Here is a 22,545-nt window from a genome sequence, read left to right as displayed (position 1 = left end):
CAGGATGCACAGTGGGACTGGGTCGCTGTCACGCCCGGCCTCATCTACGATATTCCATGGATTTATGGAGGATGCCATGGGAGACGCTGCGCGCAAAACCGCGCTCTACGACGCCTTCGCCCGCACCGGCAAGGCGCTGAGCAGCGGAAAGCGCCTTGAGCTGCTCGATCTGCTGGCCCAGGGCGAGCGCACCGTCGACGCCCTCGCCAAGGCGGCCGGACTGAACCTGACCACCGCCTCGGCGCACCTGCAGACCCTCAAGCAGGCCGGACTGGTCGCCACCCGCCGCGAAGGAGTACGCATCCACTACCGGCTGGCCGGGGACGACGTCGCAGCCCTGTACGCACTGCTGCGCCAGGTCGCCGAGGCCCACCAGGACGCCGTCGAGCCCGCCCGTACCGCCTACCTCGGCCCGGGCGACCACGAAGAGGTCGGCCGCGAGGACCTGCTCGCCCGTGTGGCGGCCGGCCAGGCCGTCGTCCTGGACGTGCGGCCCGCCGAGGAGTTCGCGGCCGGCCACATTCCCGGCGCGATCTCCATTCCGGTGGAGGAACTGGCCGAGCGCGTCGCCGAGTTGCCGGAGGAGACAGAGGTGGTGGCGTACTGCCGGGGCGCCTACTGCGTGCTCGCCCACGACGCCGTACGGCTGCTGCACGCGCGCGGCCGCAGGGCGGTTCGGCTGACGGACGGGATGCTGGAATGGCGGCTGGCCGAACTGCCCGTGGAGACGGAGACAGCCGCGTGACCTGCACGCGCACAGCCGGGTGACCGCACACCCCTCGGGCCTTTCAGCGGCGGCCGGGCGGTGCGGCCCTTGCGGCAGCGGCGGAGCCCTATGCCAGCGCGTTCACCCCTGCGGCGAACAGGCGTGGCAGGCGTGCGGCCGTGGGCACGATGCGTGGGGCGAGCGCGGGCCGCTGCCGGGCCCTCACCAGGAGTTCGGTCAGGAGCCGGTGACGGCGGGTCGCACGGCTCCAGTCGGTTTCGTAGCGGCCCGGTGTGTCACGGCGCACGTTGGCGACCAGGGCTTCGGCGCCGGTGAGGGCCAGGGAGATGCCCTCACCGGTCAGCGCGTCGACGTATCCGGCGGCGTCGCCGACGAGCAGTACCCGCCCGTGGGCGCGGGTACGGGCTCTCTGGCGCAGCGGTCCCGCGCCTCGCACCGCCGTGACGGCCGCTTCCGGGGGCAGGCGGGCCGCCAGTTCGGGGAAGCCTTCCAGCTGGACGGCGAAGGGGGCTCGCCGGGCCGTGAGCAGGGCGACGCCGACGAGTGCGGGGCCGAGCGGGGTGACGTATGCCTCCGCGTGCCCTCCCCAGTGCACCTCGACGTAGGACGACCAGGGGGCCACCGCGTAATGCCGGCGCAGCCCGTACCGCGGTGCGCCGCGGGTCCTCACGTCCAGGCCGAGGGAGCGCCGCAGGGGTGAGTGCAGGCCGTCCGCGGCCACCAGCCACCGGGCGTGCAGCCCCGTGCCGGGGACGGTCACGCCCGTGGTGTCCTGCCGTACCTCCTGCACCCGCAGGGGCAGTACGGGCACTCCCGCGTCCAGGACGGCCCGGTGCAGGGCGCCGTGCAGTCCGGTACGGCGCGCACCGAGGCCGGTACCGTGCCGGAACCCGGCCTGGACCTGGTGGGGTCCCTGGATGTACCGGATGCCGCCGATGGGGTGCCCGGTGACCTGCAGGCCGAGGGCGGTGAGGGCGCGGACGGCGCCCGGCATCAGGCCCTCACCGCAGGCCTTGTCGACCGGCGCCTGCCGCGGCTCGGCGATGACGGTGTCCAGACCGGCGCGCGCGGCGTACAGCGCGGTCGCGAGGCCGGCCGGTCCGCCTCCGGCGATCAGCAGGTCGTGGCCGCCGCTCATGCCGGCACCGCCTGGGTGAGGGCCGCGTTCTCGCAGCGGACACGGACCGCGAGCAGCACCGCGTTGGCAACGGTGAACACCGTCGCGGTCAGCCATGCGGAGTGCACCAGGGGCAGGGCGGCGACCTCCACGACGACCGCGACGTAGTTGGGGTGGCGCAGCAATCGGTAGGGTCCGGCGCCGACGAGGCGCGCTCCGGGAACGACGATGACCCGGGTGTTCCAGTACGGCCCGAGCGTGGCGATGCACCACCAGCGCAGGGCCTGGGCCAGTACCGCGAACGCCAGCATGGGCCACCCCAGGGCGGGCAGGAACGGCCGGTCGGCGACCAGGGGTTCGAGCAGACAGCACGCGAGCAGGCCCGTGTGCAGGCCGACCATGGCCGGGTAGTGCCCGCGGCCGTGCTCCACACCGGCGCGGGCGAGGGTCCAGGCAGCGTTGCGCCGGGCGACGGCGAGTTCCGTTACGCGCTCGGTGGCGACGGCAAGGACGAGAAGCACGTACCAGGGCATGAGGACCACTCACCAGCGCAGCAGGACGAGTTCGGAACAGAATCCCGGGCCCATCGCCAGGAGCAGCCCCCACGTACCGGGCCGGGGCCGGCGGGATTCCCGGATGGTTTCCAGGATGTGCAGTACGGAGACGGAGGACATGTTCCCCACCGTCTCCAGTGAGCGCCACGCGGAGTCCAGGGCGTCGCCGGGCAGGCCCAGGGATTCCGTGACGGCGGAGAGGACTCTGGGGCCTCCCGGATGGCACACCCAGGTCGCGATGTCGTCGGTGGTGAGGCCGTGTTCCGCCAGAAAGGCGCGCAGGTGCCGGCCGAAGTGGTCCCGCACGATGCCGGGGACCGAGGCGTCGATCACGACGCGGAACCCGCCGGCGCCGATGTCCCACCCCAGGAGCCGTTCGGTGTTCGGGTACAGACGGCTGCGCGTGGCGACCACCGAGGGCCCGGGCGCGCCCGCCTCCTGACTGCCGCTGCGACCGCCCCTGCGACTGCCGCCGGGCCTGCCGCTGCGACTGCCCCTGCGACTGCCGCCGTGGTTGTCGCTGCCACTGCCACTGCCGCGTGCTACGAGCGCTGCCGCACCGTCGCCGAACAGGGCGCCGGCGACGAGGTTGGCGCGGGAGTCGTCGCGCTGCTGCAGCGTCAGCGAGCACAGTTCGACGGTGAGCAGCACCGCGGTGTCGTCGGGGTGCCCTCGCAGGTAGTCGTGCACCCGGGCGAGGCCCGCGGCACCCGCCACGCAGCCCAGGCCGAAGACGGGAAGTCTCTTGACGTCTGGCCGCATCCCCATGCGCCCGGCCAGCCGGGCGTCGAGCGACGGGGCGGCGACGCCGGTGATGGAGGTGCACACCAGCAGGTCGACATCGGCCGGTACGAGCCCCGCCTCCTTCAGCGCGCCCGTGACGGCTTCCTCGCCCAGTTCGAGGCCCGCCGCCAGCCACGCGTCGTTGCTCTGCCCGAAGTCGCCGAGACCGGCGTACCGCTCGATCGGCAGGGCGAGATGACGCGAGCGCACACCGGCGGAGGCGTGCAGGCGGCGCAGTACGGAGCGGTCCGCTCCCGGCGGGAGGCACAGGTCGCCGATCGCCTCGGTGAGGTCGTCCTGGGCGTAACGGTGCGGCGGCAACGCGGTGCGGACGGCGACGACGGTGGTCGCCGCGGCGGGCACGGTCGTCCGGCACGCCGCGGCGAGCGGGGAAGGGGCACGGTCGACGATCACGGGGACACGCATGTCGGTAATGCCTTCCTCGCCCTGGAGACCCGATTACCTTTCATGGGTGTCCATCCACCCGTCTGGGGTTCTCGCGCGCACGACACACCGTGTCCCGGTGTTGCTGCGCTCCTGCCATCTGGAGCCCGCGCTCGCCGTGACGGTGTTCGTGACCGCCCTGGCCGTGACGGCGGGGCGCGGGGTGGCGGGGTCTGCGGCGGTGGCGGCGGCCGTGCTGGCCGGTCAGCTCTCGGTGGGCTGGTGCAACGACGCGGCCGACGCGCAGCGCGACACGGCCTGCGGGCGCCGTGACAAGCCGGTCGCCACCGGCGAACTCCCGCCCCGGGCGGCGGCTGTCGCGGCCGGGACGGCCCTGGGGCTGTGCGTACCGCTGTCACTGCTGAACGGCGCCGCCGCGGGCGCCGCACACCTGGGGGGCATGGTGGCCGCGGGCTGGACCTACAACCTGCGGTTGAAGCACACGGTCCTCTCACCGCTGCCCTATGCCACGGGCTTCGGCTCACTGCCGGCCTTCGTCACCCTCGGCCTGCCGTCGCCCTGCTGGCCCGCCTGGTGGGCTGTGACGGCAGGGGCACTGCTGGGGGTCGGGGCGCACCTGGCGAATGTCCTTCCGGACATCGAGAACGATCTCACGACCGGTGTCCGCGGGCTGCCGCAGCGGCTGGGCCGGCCGGCCTGCCGTTGGCTGGCCCCGTTCGTCATGCTGGCGGCCGTGGGCGTGGTCGTCGCCGGCCCGCCCGGGGCGGTGCAGATCTCGGACTGGGTACTGGCGGCCGTGGCCGCGATCGTCGCGGTCGCGGGTACGGCCGTGCCGTCGGCGGCCCACAGCCGGTGGCCGTTCCGGGCGGCGATCGCGGTGGCCGGCATCGCTGTGGCACAGCTCCTGCTACGGGGCTCGGACATGGTCTGACCCAGGGCCCGGGCCCGGCATCGGCCCCGTGGCTCAGCGGGCCCTTCCCCGCGGCTTCAAAGGCACCGGCGGGAGCTCGGGGGCGGGCAACGGGGCCCCGTCGTAGCCCTTCACCTCCCCGAACCGGGTCCCTGTCATCCAGTCCCGGCGGGCCTGCTCGATCTCCTGCTGGGTGCGGCCGATCCAGTTCCAGAACATGATCAGCTCCTCCTCGAACGGCTCACCGCCAAGGAGCATCAGGCCCGCGTCCGACTCGGCGCGCAGGGGGAGTTCGGTGCGGCCGCAGCCCAGGTAGAGCATCGAGCCGGGCAGCACGGGCACGCCGTCGACGTGGGCCTCGCCGGACATGGACAGCACGGCGTACTCGAAGTCCGGCTCCAGAGGGAGGCGGACGTCCGCGCCACGGGTCAGGGCCAGGTCGGCGCCGACGATCGGGGTGTACGTCGTCCCGGGTGAGGTCGCGCCGTCGAGGCCCCCCAGGAGCAGGGTGGCCTTGAGACCCGGCGCCGCGACCGTCGGCAGTTCGGCGTGGTGTTCGAAGTGCGGGTCGGCGTGGCGGTGGGTGTCGGGCAGGGCGACCCAGAGCTGCGCGCCGTGCAGGAAGCGGGTGTGCGACCTGGGGCTCTCCTCGGAGTGACTGATGGCCCGGCCGGAGGTCATCAGGCCCAGTTCGCCGGGACGGATCAGCTGCAGGCTGCCGGTGGAGTCGCGGTGCAGCACCTCGCCCTCGTGCAGCCAGCTCACCGTCTGCAGGCCCATGTGCGGGTGCGGGGGCACCTGCATGCCGGGCTCGCCGGCGATGTCGTCGGGGCCGTAGTGATCGACGAAGCACCAGGCGCCCACCATGCGGCGGCCCAGGTTGGGCAGCAGCCGGCGGACTTCGGAGGACTCGCCGAGCTTGACCCGGCGAGGGCTGAGGAGTTCGCGCACGGGCTCGGCCACCACGAACCCACGGCCACCGCACACGGCGGGAACCGCCTCGCGATCAAGATTGCTCATGCCGCCCAACCTAGTCCCGCCGGACCCGTTCCGTCAGTGCGTTGCCCGGCCGGGGTCAGTGGGGCGCGGCCTGTTGACGCGGGATCGGCCGGGTTCCGGCTCCGGCTCCGGCTCCGCGCCAAGATAGTAGCCATGGATATAATATCCATGTACGGTATCCTGTATGAGTACGGCATCCGAGGGCGCGACGCCCGGCTTCCTGGTCTGGCGGCTGTCGATGAAATGGCGGGTCGCCGTCGACCGGGCGGTGGCCCCACTGGGGCTCACCCACGCGCAGTATTCGCTGGTCGCGTCGTTGTACGGCATGCACCGCGACGGTCATCGCCCCAGCCAGCGGCGGCTCGCCGACCACACCGGGCTCGAACCGCTCTACGTGTCGAAGCTGGCGCGCTCCCTGGAGGCCGCCGGACTGGTCGAACGCGCCCGGGACCCGCGTGACCCGCGCGCCGTGCAGCTCACCCTGACCGGGCAGGGCCGCGACGTCACCCGGCGAGCGATCCAGGTGGTCCACGGCCTCCTGGGGCAGTTGCTGGAGCCGCTCGGCGGCCCGGACAGCACCCGCGCACGGGAGTTCACCCGCAATCTCGCAACCCTGCTCGACGCGCCGCTCGATCCGTTCGGCGAGCCGCGTGGCCAGTAGACCAATAGTCCGGCGTTCCCGTAGCGCGGCACCGCCCGGCAGTCCGGCAGTCCGGCAGTCCAGTGACATGGAGACGGAGCAGTCATGACCACCACCGCACCCCTCGTCGACGGCCGCGTGATCGGCCTGGCCCACTACGCCGCACGCGCGGTTCTCGAAAGCGTGCTGGAGCGCCACGATGTGACCTTCCGGCAGTTCGTCACCCTCCGCCTCGCCGCCACCGCGGACGGAACGCTCGAGCGGGCGCGACTCGCCGGCGGCGTCGCCGGCAGCCTGAAGGTCCCCGCGGCCGAGGCGGACGGCACCATCGAGGAGCTGATCAGCGCGGGGCTCCTCGCCGCCGAGGAGCCGTCCCGGATACGGATCACCGACGCCGGGCGGGAGCGGTACGACACCGGTTCCGCGGAGACCGCCACCGTCGCCGACCGGATCTACGCCGGCATCCCGGACGAGGACCGCGCCGTCGCCGGCCGGGTACTGACTCTCGTCACCGAGCGGGCCGAAACGGAGCTCGGCGCCATGACCGCCACGCGAAGATAGTGGAATATTCAACCACTGGGCCTCGTTGTCGTCGCCGAAGGAGGTCACGAGTGGACACGACGTACTACGGCCACGGAACCCCGGCGGAGCGCTGGGAGCGCGCGCACATGTTCTTCGACGCCAGGGACTACGCCGCCGCGGCGCGCGTCCTGGGCAGGCTGGTCGAGGAGGTGCCCGAGCAGACCGGACCGCGGCTGCTGCTGGCCCGCGCCTACTTCCACTCGGCCCAACTGAGCCGCGCCGAGGCCGAGTTGCGCGCGATCGTGGAACGCGACCCGGTGGAGCACTACGCCCGGCTGCTGCTGGGCCGCACTCTGCAGCGGCAGGGCCGCCACGCGGAGGCGGGCACGCATCTGCGCATCGCCGCCGCGTTCGTGGGCGAGTTCGAGGGCGTGTGACACCCAGGGGTGCACACGCAGGATCAACGGGTGCGCAGACCTCGAGCCGCTCCTTCGCCGGGGGCGAGTTCCGGTGAACGCGAGTGGCCCGCGTCGCGCGGGACGGGCCTGGGGCCGTGGCATGCTGGCGCGGTGGCTTCTCCCAGTGCGCGTACGCCCATTGCCGCTCAGGTCGAGGAACTCCTCGCCGCCGAAGGCCCGTTGACCATCGTCGCGGCCGGCGACCCCGTGCTGCGCGGCGGAACCGAACCCTTCGACGGCCAGCTGGAGCCCGCGCTGCTGGCCCGGTTCGTCGAGGCGCTGCACGTCACCATGCGCGCGGCGCCGGGCGTGGGTCTGGCCGCGCCGCAGGTCGGGGTGGCGCTGCGGATCGCGGTGATCGAGGACCCGGCGCCGGTGCCGGAGGAGGTGCGACGGGCGCGCGGGCGGGCGCCGCAGCCGTTCCGGGTACTGGTCAACCCCGCCTACGAGCCGGTCGGCACCGCCCGGGCCGCCTTCTTCGAGGGCTGTCTGAGCCTGCCCGGCTGGCAGGCGGTGGTGGCTCGGCACACCGAGGTACGCCTCACCGGGCAGGACGAGCACGGGCGCGCGCTGGACGAGGTGTTCAGCGGCTGGCCTGCGCGCATCGTGCAGCACGAGACCGATCACCTCGACGGCACGTTGTATCTGGACCGTGCCGAGCTGCGCTCGCTGTCCTCGAACCAGGCGATGGCCGAGCGCTGGGCGCAGCTCACACCGGAGCAGGCGGCCACGGCTCTGGGCTTCGAACTGCCCTGAGCAGCAGGAGAAACGGCGGTCGGGACGGTGGCCGGCGGTGACCCGCCCTGGCCGGGCTCGGCCCTGGCGGCCCGGAGCACCCGGACAGGCCCGGAGCGCTCGGACAGGCCTGGAGCACCCGGAGCGGTTCGGACTCCGGGGGCCCGCCGTGGGGCGTCCCGGCGCGGGCGCCCGTGTGCCACGGACGGCGGCCGGCGGCCGACAGGCGGTAGCGGCCGACAGTCGCTGTCGACAGTCCGCGGCCGACGGCCCCAGTGGGCGGCAGGCGGCGAGCGGTCAGCCGCGGTACGCCTCCAGCAGGCGCAGCCACACCTCGCTGATGGTCGGGTAGGACGGGACCGCGTGCCACAGGCGGCTGACCGGGACCTGTCCGGCGATGGCGACCGACGCCGAGTGGATCAGCTCGCCGACACCGGGGCCGACGAAGGTGACACCGCGCAGGATCTCCTCGTCGAGGTCGACGACCATCCGGGCGCGGCCGCGGTAGTCCTCGCCGTACAGACCCGCCCCGGCGACCGAGGTGAGGTCCACGTCGACGGCGCGTACGCGGTGGCCGGCCTGTTCGGCCTCCGCCAGCGACAGGCCCACGGCGGCGGCCTCCGGATCGGTGAAGACGACCTGGGGGACGGCGTGGTGGTCGGCGGTGGCGGCGTGCGCGCCCCACAGGTCCGTCTCCAGCAGGGGGACGCCCGCGGCGCGGGCGCCGATGACGTCGCCCGCGATCCGGGCCTGGTACTTGCCCTGGTGGGTGAGCAGGGCGCGGTGGTTGACGTCGCCGCACGCGTACAGCCAGCTGCTGCCCTCCACCCGCAGGGTGTCGTCGACCGGCAGCCAGGAGCCCGGCTCCAGGCCGACGGACTCCAGACCGATGTCGTCGGTGCGCGGGGCACGGCCGGTGGCGAAGAGGATTTCGTCCGCCTCGATACGGTCGCCGGTGCCGGTGACGGCCACGACGGTGCCGTTCTCGCGGGTCACGGACTCCACGGAGGTACCGGTGCGGATGTCGGCGCCGGCCTCGGTGAGGGCGTCGGCGACCAGTTCGCCGGCGAAGGGCTCCATACGGGACAACAGCCCCTTGCCGCGAACCAGGACGGTGACCTGCGAGCCGAGGGCCTGGAAGACGGTGGCCATCTCGGTGGCCACCACACCGCCGCCGACCACGATCAGCCGGCCGGGCACCTGTTTGGCGCTGGTGGCCTCGCGGCTGGTCCACGGCCGGACCGCGGCGAGATCGGGCAGGTCGGGCAGCCGGGCACGGGTGCCGGTGCACACGGCGACGGCATGCCGGGCGGTCAGCGTCCTGATCGCCCCGTCCGGGCCGGTGACCGTGACCGTGCGCGGACCCGCCAGGCGGCCGTGCCCGCGGTAGAGGTCGGCGCCGATGCTGTCCAGCCAGCGCACCTGGCCGTCGTCGTGCCAGTGGGAGGTGTACTCGTCCCGGCGGGCCAGAACCGCGGCGGCGTCCAGGGAACCCTGCACGGACTGGCTCAGACCGGGCAGGCGGCGGGCGTCGGCGCGGGCGATGACCGGGCGCAGCAGGGCCTTGCTCGGCATGCAGGCCCAGTACGAACACTCGCCGCCGACCAGCTCGCTCTCCACGACCGCGGTGGACAGTCCGGCCGCGCGGGTGCGGTCGGCCACGTTCTCCCCCACGGGTCCGGCACCGAGCACCACGACGTCGTACGCGATGGTTTCCGTTTCCGTCATGGGGTCAGTCTGGTGGGTGGTGTGCGCCGTGGCCACACGGGTACGTGCGCGGAATACCCATAAGGTCGGCCGTGTTGTGCCGACGGCTTCGCCCACACCAGGAAGAGGGAATACGCCATGAGCAGCACCGTGGAGCTCACCAAGGAGAACTTCGACCAGACGGTCACCGAGAACGAGTTCGTTCTCATCGACTTCTGGGCCTCGTGGTGCGGGCCGTGCCGTCAGTTCGCCCCGGTGTACGAGAAGGCGGCCGAGGACAACCCCGATCTGGTGTTCGGCAAGGTGGACACCGAGGCGCAGCCGGAGCTGGCCTCGGCCTTTGGGATCCAGTCCATTCCGACCCTGATGATCGTCCGTGACCAGGTCGCGGTGTTCGCACAGCCCGGCGCGCTGCCCGAGGCCGCCCTCGCGGACGTGATCGGGCAGGCCCGCAAGCTGGACATGGACGAGGTCCGCAAGGCGGTCGCCGAGCAGCAGGCGCAGGTGGAGCAGAACGGCCAGTAGGGCAGGGACTCGCCCCGGCAGCCCCGCCATCCGCCATCCGTCTGCCCCGCCTGTTGCTCCCGCCGCGCACACGAGCCGTCCGACCGGGCGTACCGACCCACAGGGCCCCTCCCCCGAACGGGAAGGGGCCCTGTCGCGTTCTCAGCTGGACTCGCGATGCACCACCGTGGCACCGAGCACCGTGTGCCGCTCGGGCTCGGCGCCGGGGTCGCGTACGGCGCGGTCGACGAGTTCGGCGAGGTCGCGGCCGGCGGGCAGTTCGATGTGCACGGTGCTCAGCCGGGGCCGCAGCAGCCGGCCCAGCATCAGGTCGTCGGCGCCGATCACGGCCGTCTCCCCGGGGACGCGAACGCCCTCGTCCTGCAGGGCGCGCATCAGCAGCATCGCGTACTCGTCGTTGTAGGCGAACACCGCGTCCAGGCCGAGGCCGCGCCAGCGGGCGGCGAGGCGGGCCGCCGACTGCTCGGTGTAGCCGAGGGGCAGTTCGGTCACGGTGCCCTCGGTGCCCTGCAGGGCGCGCCGTACGCCGGCGAGGCGCGGCCCGGAGAACACGTCGAGGCCACCCTCCTTCGGCACTACCACTCCGATGCGGCGCCGGCCGCGGGCGTACAGGTGGGCGCCGGCGCGGTGGCCGACGCTCTCGTGGTCCATGAGCAGGGCGTGGGCACCGTCGACGGACTGCGGGCCGAGAGTGACCACGGCACGGGCGCCGGAGCGCTTGAGCACCGCGACCCCCTCGGGCCCGAGACCGGAGCCGGGCACCAGGACGGCGACGGGACGCAGTTCGGCCCAGGCGCGGGCGGCCTCGTCGCCGTGCAGGCCGACGGTGCCGTGCTGCACGACCGTGTAGTCGAGGCGGCTGAGCGCCCACTGGAGTTCGTTGACGAACTGGCCGTAGAGCGGGCCCACCGGGACGGCCGGGGCGGGCATGAGGACCATCCGGCTGTGCCCTGCGCGCAGACTGCGCGCGGCCGCATGCGGTACGTACCCCAGTTCCTCGGCGGCCGCGCGCACCCGGCGGCGCGTGGGCTCACTGATCCGTACGGCGCTGGTGTTGTTCAGGACGTAGGAGACGGTCGCGCGCGAGACGCCGGCCAGGCGGGCCACGTCGGCGCTGGTGGGCACGGAACGCGGGGCGGGTGACGAGCGCCCGGCGGGTTTCGGTATCTGCACCATGACGTACCGCATCTTGGCAGACGGCGGGTAGGGAGGCCGGGGCGGGGAAGCAACCGGACAAGCCACGGGGTACGGCCGTCCGGCTGCCCCGGCCGTCCGGCTTCGCGCTGCTCCGCACTCGCATTGACGAACAGGTTCGTAACGAACCTGTTCGGAGCGAACATGTTCTTGTCAGGCTCGGACGCACGACAGCACGCCCCACCGCCCCGCGCAGTCACCGTGAGCGCCCGGCCAAGTCCGCCCTGACCAGGGAGGGCATCGTCGCCACCGCCGTAGCGGTGCTGCGCGCCGAGGGCCTGGAGAAGGTGACCACGCGGCGTCCGGCCCAGGAGCTCGACACCGGCCCGGCCTCCCTCAACGTGTATGTGCGCAACACCGCCGAGCTGCACGCGGCCGTGCTGGACGAGCTGCTCGGCACGATCGGTCCGGCCCCCGCGGAGGGCACCTGGCGCGAGCGGCTGGAGCGGGTACTCACGGCGTACACCGTGCGGCCGTTCCCGAGTGAGGCGGCCCGCCGTCCCGGGGAACACGCACGGCCGATCCATCCCGACCGACCCGAGGAGGGTCCCCATGACCATGCCCCACCACCCCATGGCCGTGATCGGCGCCGGACTCGGCGGTCTCACGCTCGCCCGTGTCCTGAGGACGCACTGTTCCCGCTTTGCGCGGCCGCCGCGGCGGAGTCGGCGCGGGGTGCGGCCCTGCTGTTCCGCGAGGACGCACCGCAGGGCCTGCTGGACATGTTCGCCGCCCACCACTGAGCCGGTCCCACCGGCACGCTCGGCGGTCCCACCGGCAGGCTCAGGCCGGCGGCTCGGTACGAGTCAGGCGCGCGACCAGGTCGTACCAGCCGGCCTGCAGCCGCTCCATGGGCATCCGGCACTGCCGGGTCAGGTGAAAGATGAGGGCGGGTTCCAGGTACCCCAGCAGCATCTGCCCGAGGAGTTCGCCGTCCGCGTCCGGAACCGCCTGCCGCAGCAGCATCACCACATGGCCGTACCGGACCCGGCGGGCCGGCACGACGAAGCGGCGGTCCGGGCAGGGCTCGGCCGCCAGCTGCAGTTCCAGGTCGTCGGCGGCGCGGCGCAGGGCGGCGCAGCCGAAGGCCCTGAGCCGCTCCACGGGCGGCGCGCCGGGGCCCAGCGGGGCCGGGCCGCTGAGGAACGCGGCCTGGAACTTCTTCTCGGAGTGGTCCAGCAGTGCCGTCAGCAGGCCGGTGCGGTCGCCGAAGCGGCGGAACACCGTGCCCTTGCCCACCTGGGCCGCCGCGGCCACCGCCTCCATCGTGACCCCGGCCGCGCCGTGCTCGGCCACCAGGCGCGCGGCCGCGTCCAGCAGGCGGGCGCGGTTGCGCGCCGCGTCGGCCCGCAGGCACGGCCCGTCCTCACCGGTGCCGAACTCGATCAGCACCGGCTTCTCCACGGGCTCCTGAGGCTTGGGGAAGGGCGGCAGCGCGCTGGACATGAAGACAGCGTAAAGCATGGGGAACAAAACTGGACCGCGGTCCGGTTAGCCTGGTAGAAAATTAACCGGACCTCGGTCCGGATCGTTGAGGCAGTGTTTTCACCCCCCTTGGAGTCCCCCATGTCTGTTCGCATTCTCGCGCTCGTCGGCAGCCTTCGCGCCGGTTCGCACAACCGTCAGCTGGCCGAGGCGGCGGTGAAGCTGGCCCCTGAGGGCGCCGAGGTGGAGCTGTTCGACGGCCTGGCCGACGTCCCGTTCTACAACGAGGACATCGACGTCGAGGGCGGCACGCCGGCCGCCGCCGCCCGGCTGCGTGCGGCCGCGCAGGCCGCCGACGCCTTCCTGCTCTTCTCCCCCGAGTACAACGGCACCATCCCGGCCGTCCTGAAGAACGCCATCGACTGGCTGTCCCGCCCGTACGGCGCCGGCGCCTTCGGCGGCAAGCCGGTCGCCGTCGTGGGCACCGCCTTCGGCCAGTACGGCGGTGTGTGGGCGCAGGACGACACCCGCAAGGCCGTGGGCATCGCCGGCGGCAAGGTGATCGAGGACATCAAGCTGTCCATCCCGGGCTCCCTGACCCGCTTCGCCGAGACGCACCCGGTCGACGACGCCGAGGTCGCCACCCAGCTGACCGAGGTGGTCGCCCGTCTGCACGGCCACGCCGGCGAGACCGTGGCCGCCGCCTGATCACACCGCCTCGCACCGACGGCCGCAAGGGGCCGGAGCCTTCGTTGGCTCCGGCCCCTCCGCCGTACCCGCCCACCGGCCCCTCCGCCCCACCCGTCTCGATGTCCCGCGGCAGGGCGCCGGGGTCGTCACCGGTCTCGCCGGCACGCCCGTGCAGGCGAACCCGGCGGACAACCTGCGCCGTACGGCGGCGTCCGCGCCCCGGGCGGGTACCCGCCCCCGTGGCCGTACGAGCCGCCCCGACAGCCCGCGAGGAGACGCCATGACGCAGGTTCCGCCCCCGTTCGACCCCGAGCTCGCCGCCGCCCTGGACGCGACCGGGGACGTACTGCAGCCGGGCCTCACCCTGGAGGACGTCGAGGCCGCGCGGCAGGGCCCTGCCATCGAGCTGCTGGCCGCGCTGGACCTGACGGTGGGCGGCGCCTTCGAGGTGGAGGACCGGACCGTGCCCGGGCCCCGGGGCGCGCCCGGCGTCTCCCTGCTGATCTGCCGTCCCACCGTGCCGGCGGACGGCATCCCGCGGCCCGTCTTCTACCACGTGCACGGCGGGGGCCTGGTCCTGGGCACCAACCGGGTCGGGGTGGACGTGGTCCTGGCCTGGGCGAAGGAGCTGGAGGCGGTCGTGGTGTCGGTGGAGTACCGGCTGGCCCCGGAGCATCCGCACCCCGCGCCCGTCGAGGACGTCTACGCGGGGCTGCTGTGGACGGCGGAGCACGCCAAGGAACTCGGCGGCGACCCCGACCGGATCGTCATCGCGGGCGCCAGTGCGGGCGGCGGCCTGACCGCCGCGCTCGCGCTGCTCCTGCGCGACCGCGGGGGCCCGCGGCCGATCGGCCAGATGCTGATGTGCCCGATGCTCGACGACCGCAACGACACCCCGTCCGCCCGCCAGATGGCGGGCGTCGGCACCTGGGACCGTACGGCCAACGAGACCGCGTGGACGGCACTGCTCGGCGACCGCCGCGGCGGGCCCGGCGTCTCGCCGTACGCCGCGCCCGCGCGCGCCGAGGATCTCTCCGGACTGCCTCCGGCCTTCCTGGACGTCGGCTCCGCGGAGACCTTCCGCGACGAGGTCGTCGCCTACGCATCCCGCATCTGGCAGGCCGGCGGCGTCGCCGAACTCCACGTCTGGCCCGGCGGCTTCCACGGCTTCGACGGTTTCGCCCCGCAGGCGGCGCTGTCGCGGTCGGCCCGGGCGGCTCATCTGGACTGGCTGCGCAGGCTGCTGGCGCGGTGAGGCGACCGCCCGTGGCCGCACCCGGCCGTCAGCTTCCGCCGACTCCCAGCGCGGCCAGCAGCACCAGCACCAGCGTCGCGGCGCCGAGCAGGCCGTGGGCGGCGACCACGGTGGGTGGCAGATGGCGTTCGGGCGGCGTCGCGTCGCCCCCGGGGCCCGCCGCTGCGGCCGGAGCCGGCGGGGCGGGAGCCGTGCGGTACACCGGGAGCCAGCGGGCGAACAGGGTGAAGCCGAGCAGGGCGACGGCGACGAGGATCCCGAAGGCCGTCCAGGCCAGGGCTCCCCGGTCGGCGGCAAGGTAGACGATCCAGACGATCAGTCCGGCGGCCGCGAGCAGGAAGTGGCCGAAGACGAGCGGTGCCGGGAAGCGGGCCGCCCCGGCCCGCTGTCCGCGCAGGCCCCCACCGGCGATCCACCGGGCGAGCAGGAAGAATCCGCCGAGGGCGGTGACCACCCAGGCGATGAGAGCGGCGATGTCCATGTCGGTCTCCAGGGATGCCGGTGCGGGGTGCGGTGCGATGCGATGCGATGCAGTACGGCGCGGTGCGCGGTGCCGTGCGATGTGGTGCCGTGCGATGTGGTGTTGTGCGATGCCGTGTTGTGCCGTGCGGTGTTGTGCCATGCGGTGTTGTGCCATGCGGTGTTGCGGTGTTGTGCGGCGCCCGTGCGGTGCGATGCGGTGCATTGCCGCGCGGCGCGGTACTCGTGGTCGGGTCGATCAGGGCGCCGGCCGGGTGCGGAAGCCCTCGGCCTGGACGGACTCCTCGGCGACGCGCACGCCGTAGCGGTAGGCGAGCTTGCCGCCGAGGTACCCGGACAGGCCGAGAACGGCGAGCGAGGCGGCGGAGAGCGCCAGCTGCCCGTAGCCGACTCCCCGCCCCTCGGGGTAGCCGCCGCCCTGCCGCCAGGCGAAACCGGCCGCGTACGCGGCGGTGACGATCAGGTTCAGCCCCATGTGCACCAAGCCCGTACGGAAGGCCGGGGTGCCGGTGGGGATGGCGAACAGGTCGAGGGAGCCGACGCAGGCGGCGGCCAGTGCGCCCAGCACCCCTATGGCGCTCAGCCAGGCCGATCCATGGGCCAGGAAGCCGGGCCGCGCCACGATCCGGGAGGCGATGTCGAAGACCAGGCCTGCCACCCAGGCCCCGATCGGCACGGTGACGAGGATCGGATGGAACGGATGTCCGTACGGCCCGGCCAGCGCGGCGCTGACCGGCTGCTTCGCCTGACGCAGGCCGCTGTGAACATCACTGCCGCGGTCGCTGAGATCGCTGTTCGACGCCATCCGGCACCTCGCCCCTGCGCTGCCCGTGAGCTATTTCACCAACGATTGTTGGTCTTATTCGTCGCTGAGGTCAAGTGCTCCGTCACCGCCCCGCTCACGCCGGCGGGTCGGCGTTACGGTGAGCGGGTGACGTCCGACCCGACCGCACCCATACCGGCCTCGCCGTCCGGCGCCGACGCGATGGCCGCGCTCGCCGTCCTCGGCGACGAGTCACGGCGCGGCCTGCTGGAGTTCGTACGGCGTGCGCGCCGGCCGGTGACCCGCGAGGAGGCGGCCGCGGCCATCGGGATCTCCCGCAAGCTGGCGGCGTTCCACCTGGACAAGCTCGTGGCCTCGGGGCTGCTTCAGGCCCGGCACGGCGGCCACGGGCCGCGCCGGGTGGGCCGGGCGCCGAAGGTGTACGAGCCCGGTCCGCACACTGTGGCGGTCAGCCTGCCCCCGCGCCGGCAGGAGTTGCTGGCCTCCCTGCTGACCGAGGCGGTGACGACCGAGCGGCCGCACGAGAGCGCGCGCGACGCCTCGCTCCGGGTGGCCCGCGAGCGGGGTGAGGCGCTGGGCGGCCAGGCGCACCCGGGCGGCACGACCGCCTTCCTGGAGGCACTCGGCTTCGAGCCCGCCGCCGAGGGACGCGGCCGTACGGTCCTGCACAACTGCCCCTTCCACCCGGTCGCCGCCCAGGCGCCGGAGCTGGTCTGCGCGATGAACCACGCCTTCCTGTGCGGCTACCTCGCCGGCTCGGGCGACCGTGAGACCACCGCCGTACTGGCGCCGCACCCGGGCGTCTGCTGCGTCGAACTGCGCTCCGGGTCCGCGCGGAACCGGGAGGGCAGGGAGGGCAGGGAGAGCGGAGGGATCGGAGGGGGAGAGACGGGAAGCGGGAAGGCGGCCGGAGACGGGGACGCCGCCTGCGCCCGCGACGCCTCCTCGTGACCTGCGGGGTGCGGCGGCACTGGTCACCGGAGCGCGCATCGGCCCTGTGGCAATGGCGCGCGACGGCCCTGTCCCTGGAGCACGCGGCGCTACCGGCCGCGGTCGCGCGGTGATCCTGAGCGAGCCGCCGGGGCCGTACGCACCCGTGCCTCCCGCTGCTCGGACACCTTCACGTGCGCGGCCGGACCCGGTTCCGCGCCGGCCTGCGAGATGTCGGCCTCGCCGGGCGCGGACCACAGCCCGCTGAACGCTCCGCAATTGGTGCTCCGTGCTCGTCGGGAAGATGCTTGTCAGTAGGGCCCGGCCGTACAGGTCCACGCAGCGACAGCGGGAACGACGAACGAGCAACGGCGAGATGAGCGGCGATGGAGCGACTCCCCACCACTCCCGACGAGCGCCCGGCCCAGCCCGAGACCGCGCGCGAGGCCCCGCCCGAATCGCTGCCCACGGGCACGGCCGCGCTGGAGGAGTGGGCGTTCCGCCAGTCCCCCTGCATTCTGGCGATCTTCGACACGGACCTGCGTGTGGCGCGGGCCAACGCGGCCATGGAACGCGCCTTCTCCCGCACTCAGGACGAGCTGCGCGGGCTGCGGCTGGCCGACATCGCACCGGGTCCGGGCGGCGAGGAAACCGTCCGGAGGATGCTGGCGGTGCTCCGGACCGGTGAACCGCAGGAGGCGGAGGTCGCGCCGCCCGCCGCGGGCGCGGTCCGGTCCGCCTCCCTGACTCCTCTCAAGGACCCGGACGGCCGGGTGCGCGCCGTGTGCCTGACCGCGCCGCAGGACCTCCCGGGCTTCGGCTCCCCCGCCCCGCAGCCGGCGCTGGTGCCGAAGGACGCCGCCGCACGCATCGGCACCACCCTCGACCTCGGGCGGACCGTGCAGGAACTCGGCGACGTCACGGTCCCCCCGCTCGCCGACGTCACGGTGGTCGATCTGCTCGACTTCCCCCGGTCCGCGCAGGAGGCTCCCATCGCGGCGACGGAGCCGGTCGTCCTGCGCCGCGCCGCGCTGCGGTCGGTCGTGGCGGGCAGCCCCGAGTCCGCGGACGCCGTGGGCGGGACGACGGCGTATCCGGCGGCGTCGCCCCCGGCGGAGTGCCTGGCCACGGGCCGCCCCGCCCGGTACGAGGCGGCCGAACCGTCGTTCGGACGGTGGCTGGAGCGCGACCCGGGGGCAGCGTGGCTGCGCGAGCACGGAATCCATTCGCTGATGGCGGTGCCACTGCTGGCCCACGACAGCACGCTCGGCGTGGTCCTCTTCGGGCGCGGGCAGCACCGCGAGCCGTTCGGCGCGCAGGACGTGCTGGTGGCCGAGGAGCTCGCGGCCAGGGCGGCCGTCAGCATCCACAACGCCCGCCGGCACACCCGGGCGCGCACCACGACCATGGCCCTGCAGCGCAGTCTGCTCCCGCAGACCCTGCCCGACCAGACGGCGCTCGACATCGCCTCGCGTTATCTGCCGGCCGGCAGCCAGGCCGGCGTGGGCGGCGACTGGTTCGACGTGATCCCGCTGTCGGGGGCGCGAGTGGCCCTCGTCGTGGGCGACGTGGTCGGCCACGGCATCCGCGCCTCCGCCACCATGGGCCGGGTGCGTACGGCGGTGCGCACCCTGGCGGACGTCGACCTGCCGGCCGACGAACTCCTCACCCACCTGGACGATCTGGTCCTGCATCTGTCGGTCGAGGAGGGCGGCGGGACGGACCCGGCCGCGGAGACCGCAGGCGGCATCGGCACCACCTGCCTGTACGCGGTCTACGACCCGGTCTCCCGCCGCTGCACCCTGGCCCGGGCCGGCCACCCGCCGCCCGCCGTGGTGACACCGGACGGCGCCGTGCGCTTCCTGGACGTCCCCGCCGGTCCGCCCCTGGGCCTGGGCGGTCTGCCCTTCGAGGCGGTCGAGACCGAGCTGCCCGAGGGCAGTGTTCTCGCCCTGTACACCGACGGACTGCTCGAAGCCCGCGAACACGACATCGACGTGGCGCTGGACAAGATGTTCGCCGCGCTCGCCCGCCCCGCCACCAACCTGGACGCGGTCTGCGACCGGGTGCTCACGGCCCTGCTGTCTCATCGCCCCGACGACGACGTGGCCCTGCTCGTGGCCCGCACCCGGGCCCTGCACGCCGACCGGGTCGCCGCCTGGGACCTGGCCTTCGAGCCCACCGTGGTCGGCGACGCCCGCCACCACGCCGCCCGACAGCTGACCACCTGGGGCCTGGACGACGCCGGCTTCATCACCGAGCTGATGGTGAGCGAACTGGTCACCAACGCCCTCCGCTACGGCCGGCCGCCCATCCAGCTGCGGATGATCCACCAGGACAGCACCCTGATCTGCGAGGTCTTCGACTCCAGCAGCACCACCCCGCACATGCGCCGGGCGCGGACCTTCGACGAAGGGGGACGGGGGCTGCTGCTGGTCGCGCAGCTGGCCCAGCGCTGGGGCACCCGGCACGACCGGATCGGCAAGACGGTCTGGGCCGAACAGTCCCTCACCACGCCCTGACCGGGTGCGCCCCGGAACCAGCCGCACGCCCCTTGAGCACGGGCAGGGCCCACGACGGGGGATCCGGCGGCTCGCCGAGTGCCGGTTCCGCCGGGAGACCGGAGGCAGGATCCGCCGGGAGACCGAGGGCTCGGCCCTCCGGGAGGATGCTCGCGCGGGCGTCCACCTGCGTCGGTCGGCGACCGCGTCCCGAGGGGTCGCCCGTGGCGGCGCGCAGGGCCGCCACGAACTCGAGGCAGGAGTCGTAACGGTCCTCGGGGACCTTCGCCAGAGCCTTGGCCATGACCTCGTCGGCGGCCGGCGCGATGTCCGGCCGTTTCTCGGTCAGGGCGGGCGGCTGGTCGTACTGGTGCGCCCACAGCAGGGCGATGTCCTCGTCCCGCTGGAAGGGCGGCGCACCGGTGAGCATCTCGTGGACGACGCAGGCGAGGCTGTAGAGGTCGCACCGGCCGTCGACCGGGCGGCCCGAGATCTGCTCCGGGGCCACGTAGTCGAGTGTCCCCACGAACTCCCCGACGGTGGTGAACCCGGTCAGCGACAGCGACTTCTTCGTCAGCCCGAAGTCGGTCAGGTACACGTGCTCGGGGTGGTCGCTGTCCACGCCCTTGGCGACCAGGACGTTGCCGGGTTTGACGTCCCGGTGGACGAGGTTGTGCTCGTGGGCCGCGTCGAGCGCGGAGGCGAGCTGGCCGGCGATGCGCAGGGCGGTCGCCACGGGCAGCGGGCCGTCCCGGTCGAGGAGGGCGCGCAGGTCGAGGCCGGAGACGTAGCGCATGGCGATGTACAGGACGCCTTCCGTCTCCCCGGCCTCGAAGATGGGGACGATATGGGGGTGTTCGATGGCCGCGGCCACCCGCGACTCGTGGGTGAACCGGCGGCGGAAGGTGTCGTTGCGGGCAAGCCCGGGAGCCAGGAGCTTGAGTGCGACCGTGCGGTCCAGCCGCAGGTCCTTCGCACAGTAGACGACGGCCATGCCGCCCCGGCCGAGCTCGCGCTCCACCCGGTAGCCCGCGATCTCCGTGCCGGTCAGACCGGAGGGCCGGTTGTCGTACCGGCTCACGTCGTCCGACGACGGCTCCATCGAGCACCCCCGTCACCTCACGTCACGGCGGAAGGGGGCCGGGGCGGGTCGAGAACGGCCCGGCCGCTTTCCCGTACCGGACATTTTAGTCGGGGATCCGGCGCCCGCCCGTCCGTCACGGCTTGCCCGCCGCCGCCCCGTGCACCGCGATGTCCTCGTCACGGGCGCCCACGCGCCCACACGCCCCGGGCCGCGGTCCTGGGGACGAGGCGGGCGCGCGGGCACGCGGGCACGCCCGTCGCGCAGGCGTCGTTCCCCTTCCGCCGCACGGACGTTACCGTTCGGTAGACAACGCGCTCCCGGAGGTGTCCCGCATGACGCTCGACCGTGCCGCAGGTCTGGCCGAGACCGCCCGCGCACTGGCCGGAGGGGAGGTGTCGTCCCGCGCGCTGGTCGAAGAGACCCTCGCACGGATCGAGGCGACGCAGCCTTCCCTGAACGCCTTCCGCATCGTCCGCGCCGAGGCCGCGCTCGCCGAGGCCGACGCCGCGGACCGGCAACTGGCCGCCGGGGCGCGGCTGCCGCTGCTGGGGGTGCCGGTGGCGGTCAAGGACGACATGGACGTCGCCGGCGAGCCGACGGCGTTCGGCTGCCCGGGCGCGTTCCCCGTGGTGTCCGAGGACGGCGAGGCGGTACGGCGGCTGCGCGCGGCGGGGGCCGTGATCGTCGGCAAGACCAACACCTGCGAGCTGGGGCAGTGGCCCTTCACCGAGGGGCCGGCGTTCGGCGCGACCCGCAATCCGTGGGACACCGACCGCACGCCGGGCGGCTCGTCCGGCGGTTCGGCGTCCGCGGTCGCGGCCGGCCTGGTCCCGGCCGCGCTCGGCTCGGACGGCGCCGGCTCGGTGCGCATCCCGGCCGCCTGGACCCATCTGGTGGGCATCAAACCGCAGCGCGGCCGCGTCTCGACCTGGCCGCACGGCGAGTCCTTCCAGGGCATCACGGTCAACGGCACCCTGGCCCGTACGGTCGGCGACGCCGCCCTGCTGCTGGACGCGGCCGCCGGCAACCACCCGCAGGACCCGCACCAGCCGCCGCCCCTGGACCTCCGCGCCGCCGTGCGGCGCGAACCCGGACGGCTGCGCATCGCGCTCTCCCTGAAGCCGCCGTTCACCGCCGTGCCCGCCCGCCTGGACCCCGAAGTACGCCGCCGGACCGTGGAACTCGCGGAGAAACTCAGCGCGTTGGGACACTTCGTCGAGGAGGCCGATCCGCCGTACGGGCAGATCGGGCTGACCTTCGTGCCCCGCGCCACCGCCGGGATCGCCGAGCGGGCACGGGAGGCGCCGGAGCCCGCGCTGCTCGATACGCGCACCCACGGCGCCGCCCGCCTGGGCCGCCTGCTCGGCGGGGTGCCGCTGCGGGCGGCCCGCCGGGCCGAGGCGGTGCTGCACCGGCGTATCGGCGCGTTCTTCGACTCCCACGACGTGGTCCTCGCACCGACAACGGCCGCTCCCCCGCTCCGGATCGGCGCGATGGCCGGGCTGAGCGGCTGGGCCACCGACCGCGCGATGATCGCCGCCTGCCCCTACGCCTGGCCGTGGAACGTGCTGGGCTGGCCCGGTGTGAACGTGCCCGCGGGCTTCGTCGCGGGCGGTCTGCCGGTCGGCGCCCAGCTGCTCGGCCCGGCGAACAGCGAAGCGCTGCTGGTGTCGCTGGCCGCGCAGCTGGAGGCGGAGCTGGGCTGGCACGGGTGGTGGCCGCCGCAGCCGGCCGTCACGGATTCCCCGGCCGCCTGAGCGCCGGCGCCCGTACCCTGTGACCATGGACGATGCGTCGATGGTCGGGCTCATGGGGCGGGTCACCGGCACGGTGGGGCCCGGGCTCGTCGGTGAGGTGATCGTCCGCGTGCGCGGCGGCGCCGAGCACTTCCTGGCCTACCCCGCCGACGGCACGGGCCGCATCGAGCGGGGCACGGTGGTCATGGTGGTGGAGTACCTGGCGCCACGGACCGTCTACGTCACTGCCGCGTACGACAGTTGAGCCCGCCTCGCCGCAGGTGAGAGCCGTCGGCGTCAAGATTGCAACAAGGATCGGCCGGCGTCTTCAGCAGGGGCCCGCCAAGGAGCACACTCCCTTCGTTCGGTGCCGACAGGGCACCA

At 73.8% G+C, this 22,545-nt stretch carries 23 protein-coding genes and 1 pseudogene; 14 read left to right on the top strand and 10 right to left on the bottom strand.

Annotated features, from left to right (window positions below):
• The first annotated feature begins 76 nt into the window (after positions 1–76).
• Positions 77–745, top strand: coding sequence for an ArsR/SmtB family transcription factor (locus ACH4UM_RS13565; protein WP_398177409.1), 669 nt, complete (start codon positions 77–79; stop codon positions 743–745).
• A gap of 88 nt (positions 746–833) precedes the next feature.
• Here the strand turns inward: ACH4UM_RS13565 and ACH4UM_RS13560 are convergent, their stop codons facing one another.
• From ACH4UM_RS13560 to ACH4UM_RS13550, 3 genes are read right to left on the bottom strand one after another with little or no spacing between them, the layout of a single operon-like run.
• A complete protein-coding gene (locus ACH4UM_RS13560) occupies positions 834–1,865 on the bottom strand; it encodes an NAD(P)/FAD-dependent oxidoreductase (RefSeq protein ID WP_398177407.1) in 1,032 nt (343 codons plus the stop codon).
• A complete protein-coding gene (locus ACH4UM_RS13555; RefSeq protein ID WP_398177404.1) occupies positions 1,862–2,377 on the bottom strand; it encodes an isoprenylcysteine carboxyl methyltransferase family protein in 516 nt (171 codons plus the stop codon). The genes ACH4UM_RS13560 and ACH4UM_RS13555 overlap by 4 nt, the downstream gene beginning before the upstream one ends.
• Positions 2,378–2,386: 9 nt before the next feature.
• Positions 2,387–3,607, bottom strand: a complete 1,221-nt coding sequence (locus ACH4UM_RS13550) for a type III polyketide synthase (RefSeq protein WP_398177401.1) — start codon at positions 3,605–3,607, stop codon at positions 2,387–2,389.
• 97 nt (positions 3,608–3,704) lie between these two features.
• On the opposite strand from ACH4UM_RS13550, the gene ACH4UM_RS13545 reads away from it, so the two are divergent.
• On the top strand, positions 3,705–4,517 hold the full coding sequence (locus ACH4UM_RS13545) for a UbiA family prenyltransferase (protein ID WP_398177399.1): 813 nt from the start codon (positions 3,705–3,707) through the stop codon (positions 4,515–4,517).
• A gap of 33 nt (positions 4,518–4,550) precedes the next feature.
• On the opposite strand, the gene ACH4UM_RS13540 is transcribed toward ACH4UM_RS13545, so the two are convergent.
• Positions 4,551–5,516, bottom strand: coding sequence for a pirin family protein (locus ACH4UM_RS13540; protein WP_398177396.1), 966 nt, complete (start codon positions 5,514–5,516; stop codon positions 4,551–4,553).
• A 163-nt stretch (positions 5,517–5,679) separates the two neighbouring features.
• Here ACH4UM_RS13540 and ACH4UM_RS13535 point away from each other — a divergent pair, with 163 nt between their 5' ends.
• The 4 genes from ACH4UM_RS13535 (at position 5,680) to ACH4UM_RS13520 (ending at position 7,871) form a co-directional block, all read left to right on the top strand.
• Positions 5,680–6,156 (top strand): MarR family winged helix-turn-helix transcriptional regulator, encoded by a 477-nt coding sequence (locus tag ACH4UM_RS13535; RefSeq protein WP_398177393.1) that lies wholly within the window; start codon positions 5,680–5,682, stop codon positions 6,154–6,156.
• Positions 6,157–6,240: 84 nt separating this feature from the next.
• A complete protein-coding gene (locus ACH4UM_RS13530) occupies positions 6,241–6,696 on the top strand; it encodes a MarR family transcriptional regulator (RefSeq protein ID WP_398177390.1) in 456 nt (151 codons plus the stop codon).
• Positions 6,697–6,746: 50 nt separating this feature from the next.
• Positions 6,747–7,094, top strand: a complete 348-nt coding sequence (locus ACH4UM_RS13525; RefSeq protein ID WP_398177387.1) for a tetratricopeptide repeat protein — start codon at positions 6,747–6,749, stop codon at positions 7,092–7,094.
• A gap of 132 nt (positions 7,095–7,226) precedes the next feature.
• Complete coding sequence (locus ACH4UM_RS13520; protein ID WP_398177384.1) at positions 7,227–7,871, top strand: peptide deformylase; 645 nt, start codon at positions 7,227–7,229, stop codon at positions 7,869–7,871.
• A 276-nt stretch (positions 7,872–8,147) separates the two neighbouring features.
• Here ACH4UM_RS13520 and ACH4UM_RS13515 read toward each other — a convergent pair whose 3' ends face one another.
• Positions 8,148–9,578: a dihydrolipoyl dehydrogenase family protein gene (locus tag ACH4UM_RS13515; protein ID WP_398177381.1), complete on the bottom strand. Its 1,431-nt coding sequence runs from the start codon at positions 9,576–9,578 to the stop codon at positions 8,148–8,150.
• A 117-nt stretch (positions 9,579–9,695) separates the two neighbouring features.
• Here ACH4UM_RS13515 and trxA point away from each other — a divergent pair, with 117 nt between their 5' ends.
• Positions 9,696–10,082, top strand: coding sequence for a thioredoxin (trxA, locus tag ACH4UM_RS13510; protein WP_398177378.1), 387 nt, complete (start codon positions 9,696–9,698; stop codon positions 10,080–10,082).
• Positions 10,083–10,223: 141 nt separating this feature from the next.
• On the opposite strand, the gene ACH4UM_RS13505 is transcribed toward trxA, so the two are convergent.
• Positions 10,224–11,258: a LacI family DNA-binding transcriptional regulator gene (locus tag ACH4UM_RS13505; RefSeq protein ID WP_398177376.1), complete on the bottom strand. Its 1,035-nt coding sequence runs from the start codon at positions 11,256–11,258 to the stop codon at positions 10,224–10,226.
• A gap of 242 nt (positions 11,259–11,500) precedes the next feature.
• Between ACH4UM_RS13505 and ACH4UM_RS13500 the strand changes: the two are divergent.
• Positions 11,501–11,806: pseudogene (locus ACH4UM_RS13500) on the top strand (TetR/AcrR family transcriptional regulator); the annotation flags it as partial.
• Between the two features lie 253 nt (positions 11,807–12,059).
• Here ACH4UM_RS13500 and ACH4UM_RS13495 read toward each other — a convergent pair.
• Positions 12,060–12,740, bottom strand: coding sequence for a TetR/AcrR family transcriptional regulator (locus ACH4UM_RS13495; RefSeq protein WP_398177374.1), 681 nt, complete (start codon positions 12,738–12,740; stop codon positions 12,060–12,062).
• 102 nt (positions 12,741–12,842) lie between these two features.
• Between ACH4UM_RS13495 and ACH4UM_RS13490 the strand changes: the two genes are divergently transcribed.
• Complete coding sequence (locus tag ACH4UM_RS13490) at positions 12,843–13,409, top strand: NAD(P)H-dependent oxidoreductase (protein ID WP_398177371.1); 567 nt, start codon at positions 12,843–12,845, stop codon at positions 13,407–13,409.
• A 262-nt stretch (positions 13,410–13,671) separates the two neighbouring features.
• Positions 13,672–14,646: an alpha/beta hydrolase gene (locus ACH4UM_RS13485; protein ID WP_398177369.1), complete on the top strand. Its 975-nt coding sequence runs from the start codon at positions 13,672–13,674 to the stop codon at positions 14,644–14,646.
• 28 nt (positions 14,647–14,674) lie between these two features.
• On the opposite strand, the gene ACH4UM_RS13480 is transcribed toward ACH4UM_RS13485, so the two are convergent.
• Positions 14,675–15,127, bottom strand: a complete 453-nt coding sequence (locus ACH4UM_RS13480) for a hypothetical protein (RefSeq protein WP_398177367.1) — start codon at positions 15,125–15,127, stop codon at positions 14,675–14,677.
• A gap of 237 nt (positions 15,128–15,364) precedes the next feature.
• On the bottom strand, positions 15,365–15,931 hold the full coding sequence (locus ACH4UM_RS13475) for a DUF2231 domain-containing protein (protein WP_398177364.1): 567 nt from the start codon (positions 15,929–15,931) through the stop codon (positions 15,365–15,367).
• Positions 15,932–16,057: 126 nt separating this feature from the next.
• On the opposite strand from ACH4UM_RS13475, the gene ACH4UM_RS13470 reads away from it, so the two are divergent.
• Positions 16,058–16,861: a helix-turn-helix transcriptional regulator gene (locus tag ACH4UM_RS13470; protein ID WP_398177361.1), complete on the top strand. Its 804-nt coding sequence runs from the start codon at positions 16,058–16,060 to the stop codon at positions 16,859–16,861.
• Positions 16,862–17,226: 365 nt separating this feature from the next.
• On the top strand, positions 17,227–19,362 hold the full coding sequence (locus ACH4UM_RS13465; RefSeq protein WP_398177358.1) for a SpoIIE family protein phosphatase: 2,136 nt from the start codon (positions 17,227–17,229) through the stop codon (positions 19,360–19,362).
• On the opposite strand, the gene ACH4UM_RS13460 is transcribed toward ACH4UM_RS13465, so the two are convergent.
• Complete coding sequence (locus ACH4UM_RS13460) at positions 19,349–20,443, bottom strand: serine/threonine-protein kinase (protein WP_398177355.1); 1,095 nt, start codon at positions 20,441–20,443, stop codon at positions 19,349–19,351. The genes ACH4UM_RS13465 and ACH4UM_RS13460 overlap by 14 nt on opposite strands.
• Before the next feature lie 314 nt (positions 20,444–20,757).
• On the opposite strand from ACH4UM_RS13460, the gene ACH4UM_RS13455 reads away from it, so the two are divergent.
• The gene (locus tag ACH4UM_RS13455; RefSeq protein ID WP_398177352.1) at positions 20,758–22,182 is read left to right on the top strand and encodes an amidase; all 1,425 of its coding nucleotides are present in this window, start codon (positions 20,758–20,760) and stop codon (positions 22,180–22,182) included.
• Positions 22,183–22,207: 25 nt separating this feature from the next.
• Positions 22,208–22,426, top strand: coding sequence for a hypothetical protein (locus ACH4UM_RS13450; protein ID WP_398177349.1), 219 nt, complete (start codon positions 22,208–22,210; stop codon positions 22,424–22,426).
• Positions 22,427–22,545 lie beyond the last annotated feature (119 nt).

Origin of the sequence: Streptomyces sp. NPDC020801 (assembly GCF_044334385.1) — a bacterium.
Classification (GTDB): Bacteria; Actinomycetota; Actinomycetes; order Streptomycetales; family Streptomycetaceae; genus Streptomyces.
Note: the sequence above shows the minus strand (reverse complement) of the source record. Positions and strands in the feature narration are given on the sequence as shown.

What these genes read in the sequence shown, in the direction of transcription:
- ACH4UM_RS13565 (WP_398177409.1), top strand. Translation starts at nt 77, where the DNA reads ATGGGAGACGCTGCGCGCAAAACCGCGCTCTACGACGCCTTCGCCCGC.
- ACH4UM_RS13450 (WP_398177349.1), top strand. Translation starts at nt 22,208, where the DNA reads ATGGACGATGCGTCGATGGTCGGGCTCATGGGGCGGGTCACCGGCACG.
- ACH4UM_RS13555 (WP_398177404.1), bottom strand. Translation starts at nt 2,377, where the DNA reads ATGCCCTGGTACGTGCTTCTCGTCCTTGCCGTCGCCACCGAGCGCGTA.
- trxA (WP_398177378.1), top strand. Translation starts at nt 9,696, where the DNA reads ATGAGCAGCACCGTGGAGCTCACCAAGGAGAACTTCGACCAGACGGTC.
- ACH4UM_RS13495 (WP_398177374.1), bottom strand. Translation starts at nt 12,740, where the DNA reads ATGCTTTACGCTGTCTTCATGTCCAGCGCGCTGCCGCCCTTCCCCAAG.
- ACH4UM_RS13460 (WP_398177355.1), bottom strand. Translation starts at nt 20,443, where the DNA reads ATGGAGCCGTCGTCGGACGACGTGAGCCGGTACGACAACCGGCCCTCC.
- ACH4UM_RS13550 (WP_398177401.1), bottom strand. Translation starts at nt 3,607, where the DNA reads ATGCGTGTCCCCGTGATCGTCGACCGTGCCCCTTCCCCGCTCGCCGCG.
- ACH4UM_RS13535 (WP_398177393.1), top strand. Translation starts at nt 5,680, where the DNA reads ATGAGTACGGCATCCGAGGGCGCGACGCCCGGCTTCCTGGTCTGGCGG.
- ACH4UM_RS13515 (WP_398177381.1), bottom strand. Translation starts at nt 9,578, where the DNA reads ATGACGGAAACGGAAACCATCGCGTACGACGTCGTGGTGCTCGGTGCC.
- ACH4UM_RS13505 (WP_398177376.1), bottom strand. Translation starts at nt 11,258, where the DNA reads ATGGTGCAGATACCGAAACCCGCCGGGCGCTCGTCACCCGCCCCGCGT.
- ACH4UM_RS13480 (WP_398177367.1), bottom strand. Translation starts at nt 15,127, where the DNA reads ATGGACATCGCCGCTCTCATCGCCTGGGTGGTCACCGCCCTCGGCGGA.
- ACH4UM_RS13540 (WP_398177396.1), bottom strand. Translation starts at nt 5,516, where the DNA reads ATGAGCAATCTTGATCGCGAGGCGGTTCCCGCCGTGTGCGGTGGCCGT.
- ACH4UM_RS13530 (WP_398177390.1), top strand. Translation starts at nt 6,241, where the DNA reads ATGACCACCACCGCACCCCTCGTCGACGGCCGCGTGATCGGCCTGGCC.
- ACH4UM_RS13455 (WP_398177352.1), top strand. Translation starts at nt 20,758, where the DNA reads ATGACGCTCGACCGTGCCGCAGGTCTGGCCGAGACCGCCCGCGCACTG.
- ACH4UM_RS13465 (WP_398177358.1), top strand. Translation starts at nt 17,227, where the DNA reads ATGGAGCGACTCCCCACCACTCCCGACGAGCGCCCGGCCCAGCCCGAG.
- ACH4UM_RS13560 (WP_398177407.1), bottom strand. Translation starts at nt 1,865, where the DNA reads ATGAGCGGCGGCCACGACCTGCTGATCGCCGGAGGCGGACCGGCCGGC.
- ACH4UM_RS13485 (WP_398177369.1), top strand. Translation starts at nt 13,672, where the DNA reads ATGACGCAGGTTCCGCCCCCGTTCGACCCCGAGCTCGCCGCCGCCCTG.
- ACH4UM_RS13490 (WP_398177371.1), top strand. Translation starts at nt 12,843, where the DNA reads ATGTCTGTTCGCATTCTCGCGCTCGTCGGCAGCCTTCGCGCCGGTTCG.
- ACH4UM_RS13475 (WP_398177364.1), bottom strand. Translation starts at nt 15,931, where the DNA reads ATGGCGTCGAACAGCGATCTCAGCGACCGCGGCAGTGATGTTCACAGC.